At 34.5% G+C, this 8,529-nt stretch carries 3 protein-coding genes and 1 CRISPR repeat array; all 3 genes read left to right on the forward strand.

The features are described from left to right. Positions 1-33: 33 nt before the first annotated feature. From cas9 to cas2, 3 genes are read left to right on the forward strand one after another with little or no spacing between them, the layout of a single operon-like run. Positions 34-3,741 carry a type II CRISPR RNA-guided endonuclease Cas9 gene (gene cas9 / locus D0T57_RS12500; RefSeq protein ID WP_163273829.1) on the forward strand — a complete coding sequence of 1,236 codons (3,708 nt, stop codon included), beginning with the start codon at positions 34-36 and terminating at the stop codon, positions 3,739-3,741. After that, positions 3,738-4,676, forward strand: coding sequence for a type II CRISPR-associated endonuclease Cas1 (cas1, locus tag D0T57_RS12505; protein WP_163273830.1), 939 nt, complete (start codon positions 3,738-3,740; stop codon positions 4,674-4,676). Before cas9 ends, cas1 begins: the two co-directional genes overlap by 4 nt. Before the next feature lie 9 nt (positions 4,677-4,685). Then, complete coding sequence (cas2, locus tag D0T57_RS12510) at positions 4,686-5,024, forward strand: CRISPR-associated endonuclease Cas2 (protein ID WP_255490590.1); 339 nt, start codon at positions 4,686-4,688, stop codon at positions 5,022-5,024. A 2,256-nt stretch (positions 5,025-7,280) separates the two neighbouring features. Continuing rightward, positions 7,281-8,405: a CRISPR direct-repeat array (repeat unit 47 nt; unit sequence ACTGTATTTCAATGAACTAAGATACAAAATTGAAAGCTTATCACAAC). Positions 8,406-8,529 lie beyond the last annotated feature (124 nt).

The raw sequence follows: 8,529 nt of genomic DNA on the forward strand, positions 1-8,529 counted from the left end.
TTTTGTGTATTTGTGAGATAAAATTTGAATGTTATGAAAAAAGTTTTAGGTCTGGATTTAGGTTCAAGCAGTATAGGTTGGGCGTTGATAGATAAGGATACTAATAAGATTCTGGGATTAGGAAGCCGTATTATTCCTTATAATGGAGCTGAGAGTCAGGATTTTGCCAAAGGCACTGGTGAAAGTAGAAATTCGTTGCGAACAAAAGCGCGTACCGCCCGTAAAGGTTATGATCGTTATCAACTGAGGCGCAAATATTTAGTTGATGTTCTTATCGAAAATAATATGATGCCCGATGATAATCTGAAGAAGCTACCTAAGATGCAACTTTGGGAATTACGCAACAAAGCGGTTATATCAAACATATCAAAACAAGAATTGGGACGTCTATTACTTTGGCTCAACCAAAAACGAGGCTATAAAAGTAGTAGAAGCGATGCCAATCTTGGTAAAAAAGATACTGAATATGTAAAAGATGTAAAAAATCGATTTGATAAAATTAAAGATTTAGGATTCACAATCGGACAATATTTTCACAGCGAATTAAAGAAGGACGAATATTTTCGTGTAAAAGAGAATATCTTTCCACGCGAAGCCTATATAGAAGAATATGATATAATTTGTGCAAGGCAAAAGGATAATTTAGGGCTGACAGATGAACTCATAGCTAAAATCCGCAACGAGGTTATCTATTATCAACGTCCGTTGAAATCACAGAAAGGTCTTGTTTCGGTATGTGAATTTGAAGGCTTTTGGACTAAGGATAAAAACAATAAAGAAGTTTTTGTGGGGCCTAAAGCTGCACCTAAAAGTTCTCCTTTATTCCAAATTGCCAAAATATGGGAAAACATAAACAATATAAAACTAAGTTCAAAATTGGGTGAAACCTTAGAGTTAACGCTGGAAGAAAAGCAAAAGATTTTTGAATATCTGGATAATAACCCGAAATTAACTGCAACCGACTTGTTTAAGATATTAGGGAAAAGACGGAATGAATTTACTGTTACAAAACAAATAGAAAAAGGCATACAAGGAAACATTACTAAGAATGAGATCTTACGGATTTTAGATAAAAATGAAGCATATAATAGTTTGCTCAGATTCGATTTAAACATTATTGAAACTGATAAATTCGGTTATTTATATTCAAGAAAAACAGGAGAAGTTTTAGGGGAAAAAAGCGTTAAATATATTGATCCTATAGTCGAGAACGAACCGTTTTACCAACTCTGGCATACCATCTACTCTATAAACGATGTGCAAGAATGTAGCAATGCCTTACAGAAACGTTTTGGTATAGATTTAGATACCGCCAATAAACTTTCTACAATAGACTTCAATAAATATGCTTTTGGTAACAAATCGGCAAAGGCTATCCGCAATATTTTACCCTACCTGATGGAAGGGGACAAGTACAGTGATGCAATGAGTTATGCTGGATATGACCACTCCAACTCTCTGACAAAAGATGAGAATCTTGAACGGAAATTACTTGATAAACTAAAGCCAATCGAGAAAAATTCATTGCGTCAACCAATAGTGGAAAAAATCCTTAACCAAATGGTTAATGTCGTAAATGCTATTATTGAAAAGTACGGAAAACCTGATGAAATCCGTATCGAATTAGCAAGAGAGTTGAAACAGGGTAAAGAGGAGCGCAGCAATACCGATAACGCAATACGCAAACGCCAACGAGAGAACGAAAGTATAAAGAAACGTCTTTCTGAATATGGTTTACGAGCTACCCGAAACAATATTATTAAGTGGCGTTTGTATGAAGAGATTGATAATCACGATAAAAAGCTCAATGCAATTTGCATCTATTGCGGACAGCCAATTTCGATTACAGAAGCAATAAATGGAAATGAGGTTGATATTGAGCATATTATTCCAAAATCAAAACTCTTTGATGATTCGCAGAGCAATAAGACGCTTGCTCATCGGCGTTGCAACTCGAAAAAGAATGATATGACGGCCTACGATTTTATGAAAACAAAATCGCAAGAAGAGTTTGATGCTTATGTAGATCGTGTAAATTCATTGTTTGCCAATAAAATAATAAGTAAGACAAAACGAGATAAATTGTTGATGTCGGAAGATAAAATTCCGGATAATTTCATTGAACGCCAATTGCGGGAAAGTCAGTATATAGCCCGAAAGGCACGAGAAATACTACAAACTATCTGTTACGATGTATGGAGTACAAGTGGAATAGTGACGGCAGAGTTGCGCCGGCTGTGGGGATGGGATGATGTTACAATGAAGCTCCAAATGCCTAAATACAAAGAGTTAGGTTTAACAGAAATGAAAGAATGGGAAAGCGAACATGGTAAACGAAAACACACGAAGGAAATCATCAAAGATTGGACAAAACGAGACGACCATCGCCATCATGCAGTAGATGCTCTTGTTATAGCTTGTACTGATCAGGGTTTTATTCAGCGTTTCAATACTTTGAATTCGAGTAAAACCCGCGAAGATATGTACAAAGAAGTAGAACAGAGGTCCGGGCAATATAAAGAAAAACTTTCTCTATTGGAGAAATATATTATTTCAAAATGCCCGATTGCGATTGTTGATATCGAAAAAGCTGTTGCAAATATTTTAATTTCTTTCAAGTCAGGTAAAAAGGTGGCTGTTTTCGGAAAACGAAAAATAGGAAAACAGGGTAATAAAAAAGTCGTTCAGGCAGGTATTGTAGTGCCAAGAGGAGCTTTGAGTGAAGATAGCATATACGGAAAGATAAAGACAATAGAAAGAAACAAGACACTGAAATATCTATTCGAAAACACACAGCTTATAGTAGACTCGCATATTCGGCATTTGGTAGAACAACGTTTAGAAGAATTTGGTAAAGATCAGAAGAAAGCATTAGCCTCGCTCAAGAAAGACCCTATTTATTTGGATGTAGAGAAATCTAAGTCGTTGGAATATGCTGCTTGTTTTAAAGATGAATATGTGATAAAATATACTGTTGATATAAACTTCAATAAGGTTGATAAAGTAATCGACGGCAAAATCAAAGAGATTCTTCAAAACCGCTTAAATAAATTTGGAGGAAAAGCTAAAGAGGCTTTCAAAGATGTACAACATGGTGAAGATTCGTTGAGATGGTATGAAGATGAGGGACTAGAACGTCCGATCCATTCAGTGCGTTGTTTCACAGGGCTTTCCGCCGTTGTTCCTGTAAAGAAAGATGAAGATGGGAACGAAATAGGCTTCGTGAAACCCGGAAATAATCATCATATTGCTATTTACTCAGATAAAGAAGGGAATAAATCGGAACATGTTTGTACTTTCTGGCATGCTGTTGAACGGAAGAAATATGGGATACCTATTATTATCGAAGGCACGAATGAAATATGGGATAAAATTTTATCGGCAAAAGAAGGCTTTTATCCTCAAAGTTTTCTCGAACAGCTCCCTCCTCCTAATTTGGATTTGAGTTTGAGTATGCAGCAGAACGAGATGTTTATTCTAGGGATGGCAGAAGAAGATATAAAAAATACTATTGAAAAAGCTGATTACGGACAAATCAGTAAATATTTGTATCGGGTGCAGAAATTATCAACAGCCAATTACATGTTTAGGCATCACTTGGAAACTCAGATAATAGATGATGAAAATTCTAAGAAAAGCAAACGCTTTCAAAATGTAAGAAGTATAGGAGCTCTATTTTTACTTAATCCATTTAAGGTGAAAATCGATTGTTTAGGAAATGTTAAACCTCCACTACCATGATTAAAAAGACTCTTTATTTTGGCAATCCGACATACTTGAGTATGCGTAACAATCAGTTAGTCGTAAAACTACCTGAGGTTGAAAAGAACGACACTTTACCCGAAAAATTTAAGAAAGATAGTGAGGTGACTTTTCCTATTGAAGATTTGGGTGTTATTGTTCTCGACCACAAACAAATCACCCTGACGCATGGGCTGATGGAGATGTTGTTGGAAAACAATACTGCCCTTATTACTTGCAATAGCAATCGTATGCCGGTTGGTCTAATGCTCCCCTTGTGTGGAAATAAAACACAGACGGAAAAATTCAATGCGCAAATTCGGGCTACCGACCCTTTGAAAAAGAATCTTTGGCAGCAAACCATCAAAGCTAAAATAAAGAATCAGACTGGCGTCCTGAAAAAATATCGTTCATGTAATATTCGCAATATGGAGTATTGGGCGAGTGAGGTTAAGAGCGGTGACCCTGATAATTATGAAGCCCGTGCAGCTGCCTACTATTGGAAAGAAGCTTTTCCGCAAATTGATAATTTTGTAAGAGGAAGAGAAGAACTTCCTCCTAATAATTTGCTGAATTATGGCTATGCCATTCTCCGTGCGGTAGTGGCACGTTCGTTGGTTTCCAGCGGTTTGTTGCCAACATTTGGGATACATCATCATAACCGTTACAATGCTTATTGCTTGGCTGACGACATTATGGAGCCTTATCGTCCGTTTGTCGATGCAGTTGTATTTTCCATTGTCGATGCCGGCGAAAATTTTGAAGAATTATCGAAATCTATAAAAACACAATTGTTGCAAATACCAACTATTGATGTAATGATTAATGGAAGGAAAAGCCCATTGATGGTTGCCGTTAGCCAGACTACATCTTCATTGGCACAATGTTTCGAAGGTAAATTGCGAAAAATAAAATATCCTGAATTTGTATTATAAGATTATGCTATGCAGCAGGACAGATTAAATCAATATCGAATTATGTGGGTTTTAGTACTGTTCGATCTTCCTACCGAAACCAAAAAAGACAGGAAGGTATATGCAGATTTTCGTAAAAATCTGCAAAGGGATGGATTTACCATGTTTCAATTTTCAATCTATCTACGTCATTGTATGAGTATGGAAAATGCAAATGTCCATATCAAACGAGTTAAAAAGTTTCTACCAGAAAAGGGGCATGTTGGGATAATGTGCATAACAGATAAACAGTTTGGGATGATGGAGTTGTTTTATGGGAAAAGTGCGGAGGCTAAGAAAACGGAAGGGCAACAACTAGAACTCTTTTAAGAATAAAAAATCCCGACTATAATCGGGATTTTTATTTGAAATACATCATTTTTTGAAATCTTAATGAGTTGTGATAGTTGTTGATATACAGCTGGTTGTATATACCTATACTGTATTTCAATGAACTAAGATACAAAATTGAAAGCTTATCACAACGAGTATTGGCATTCATCCGGGTACTGTCAAACTGTATTTCAATGAACTAAGATACAAAATTGAAAGCTTATCACAACGATATGGCGTTCGTAGGGTGTAGTAGGATGACTGTATTTCAATGAACTAAGATACAAAATTGAAAGCTTATCACAACTAAGAGTAAAAGATGTACAGTTATACTACAACTGTATTTCAATGAACTAAGATACAAAATTGAAAGCTTATCACAACGGGTCGTAAGCAAGGAACTCGTCTAAAAGACTGTATTTCAATGAACTAAGATACAAAATTGAAAGCTTATCACAACTTCACTTCGTAGCCTAATTTTGCAATTGCAGACTGTATTTCAATGAACTAAGATACAAAATTGAAAGCTTATCACAACAGACTGCCCAAGCTTCACATAGCCCAACCCACTGTATTTCAATGAACTAAGATACAAAATTGAAAGCTTATCACAACAAGGGCACGAAGGTTATAAACGGGCACGGTACTGTATTTCAATGAACTAAGATACAAAATTGAAAGCTTATCACAACCCATGCTGGAACTTGCCAATCTGGTATTGACTGTATTTCAATGAACTAAGATACAAAATTGAAAGCTTATCACAACAGTGTCTTAGAGGTCTTTATTTTAGTTTCACTGTATTTCAATGAACTAAGATACAAAATTGAAAGCTTATCACAACACTATGGTTAATGCTCCCGATATATCTGTACTGTATTTCAATGAACTAAGATACAAAATTGAAAGCTTATCACAACCCAGAACCGAACAATCCCATATCCTTATCACTGTATTTCAATGAACTAAGATACAAAATTGAAAGCTTATCACAACTTCATTGTAAAAGCACCTGATAGCAAGACAACTGTATTTCAATGAACTAAGATACAAAATTGAAAGCTTATCACAACTTGGTTCTTCTGAAGGAAAAAAGAGAGGAAACTGTATTTCAATGAACTAAGATACAAAATTGAAAGCTTATCACAACTATCGGAGGAGTGGTAATATTTTCTATTCCACTGTATTTCAATGAACTAAGATACAAAATTGAAAGCTTATCACAACGATTTGGATATTGTGACAACCATCCAAGGAACTGTATTTCAATGAACTAAGATACAAAATTGAAAGCTTATCACAACTTTTTGATGTATGTATTATTTTTATAATCTACTGTATTTCAATGAACTAAGATACAAAATTGAAAGCTTATCACAACAAACCATCGACTGCTTGCAAACCGATTGCACTGTATTTCAATGAACTAAGATACAAAATTGAAAGCTTATCACAACCTTAATCTCTTTCTTAAACGTAACTGCATACTGTATTTCAATGAACTAAGATACAAAATTGAAAGCTTATCACAACTTGGGACAACAATTCGTCTGGTAGAAATTAACTGTATTTCAATGAACTAAGATACAAAATTGAAAGCTTATCACAACCTAAATTTGTTGCGGCATTGCCGCAACAAAACTGTATTTCAATGAACTAAGATACAAAATTGAAAGCTTATCACAACGAAGGCTCACTAGGAACGATAATAATAATACTGTATTTCAATGAACTAAGATACAAAATTGAAAGCTTATCACAACCCTCTGATCAGATTGATCCTTCGTATTTATACTGTATTTCAATGAACTAAGATACAAAATTGAAAGCTTATCACAACCTTTCGTTATTTTTAATTAAACTACTCTGTACTGTATTTCAATGAACTAAGATACAAAATTGAAAGCTTATCACAACTACGACTCGCCATTCAAGCCACCGCCTGCACTGTATTTCAATGAACTAAGATACAAAATTGAAAGCTTATCACAACGATACAATGCCAATTGAACTTACGGAACAAACTGTATTTCAATGAACTAAGATACAAAATTGAAAGCTTATCACAACTATAGGTGCAGGGATATGTTTAATATTCTACTGTATTTCAATGAACTAAGATACAAAATTGAAAGCTTATCACAACAGATATTTTCATCTATCTTTGTAGTATGGAACTGTATTTCAATGAACTAAGATACAAAATTGAAAGCTTATCACAACTAGGTTGTTTAAATCCCATGAGACATATTTACTGTATTTCAATGAACTAAGATACAAAATTGAAAGCTTATCACAACAAACAATCAACGATTGTGTTGAAGCACTCAACTGTATTTCAATGAACTAAGATACAAAATTGAAAGCTTATCACAACGGCGCTGCAGTTGTCCTCTAAATGTAACTTACTGTATTTCAATGAACTAAGATACAAAATTGAAAGCTTATCACAACGTCTTGCAGATATTTTTCTCCTTGCTTTAAACTGTATTTCAATGAACTAAGATACAAAATTGAAAGCTTATCACAACGCATTCATTTTGTTTGCTTGCGCTTTGTTCACTGTATTTCAATGAACTAAGATACAAAATTGAAAGCTTATCACAACTTCGGGGGTTCCGCTTTCATTAATTCCGCCTACTGTATTTCAATGAACTAAGATACAAAATTGAAAGCTTATCACAACTCAATCGGTTCTTTATTCGTAACGATTCTTACTGTATTTCAATGAACTAAGATACAAAATTGAAAGCTTATCACAACAAACAATTAGGATTTAAAAAGATGCTTATTACTGTATTTCAATGAACTAAGATACAAAATTGAAAGCTTATCACAACTATTACTCCAAGTGCCTAGCCGTAAGGCCAACTGTATTTCAATGAACTAAGATACAAAATTGAAAGCTTATCACAACGAAATACCGCAGGCAATCCCAACACGCCAAACTGTATTTCAATGAACTAAGATACAAAATTGAAAGCTTATCACAACTCATCATACATATATGCTTGGTGTATATATACTGTATTTCAATGAACTAAGATACAAAATTGAAAGCTTATCACAACAAAATCATTCGCCGCCTTCATGCGTTCGTCACTGTATTTCAATGAACTAAGATACAAAATTGAAAGCTTATCACAACATAGAAGCAAGTTTGTTACATTTCTTAACACTGTATTTCAATGAACTAAGATACAAAATTGAAAGCTTATCACAACGCGAGTTTGCATCAATGTTGTTTGCTCCTAACTGTATTTCAATGAACTAAGATACAAAATTGAAAGCTTATCACAACAAGAACTCTTTGCCTGCTAGCGCACTCTCTACTGTATTTCAATGAACTAAGATACAAAATTGAAAGCTTATCACAACTATTCCTTACATAAGGGCTTAACAGCTTCCACTGTATTTCAATGAACTAAGATACAAAATTGAAAGCTTATCACAACATATTCTTCGCAGATGTAATAAGTTCAGTGACTGTATTTCAATGAAC

Origin of the sequence: Dysgonomonas sp. 511 (genome assembly GCF_010501105.1) — a bacterium.
Lineage (GTDB): Bacteria > Bacteroidota > Bacteroidia > Bacteroidales > Dysgonomonadaceae > Dysgonomonas.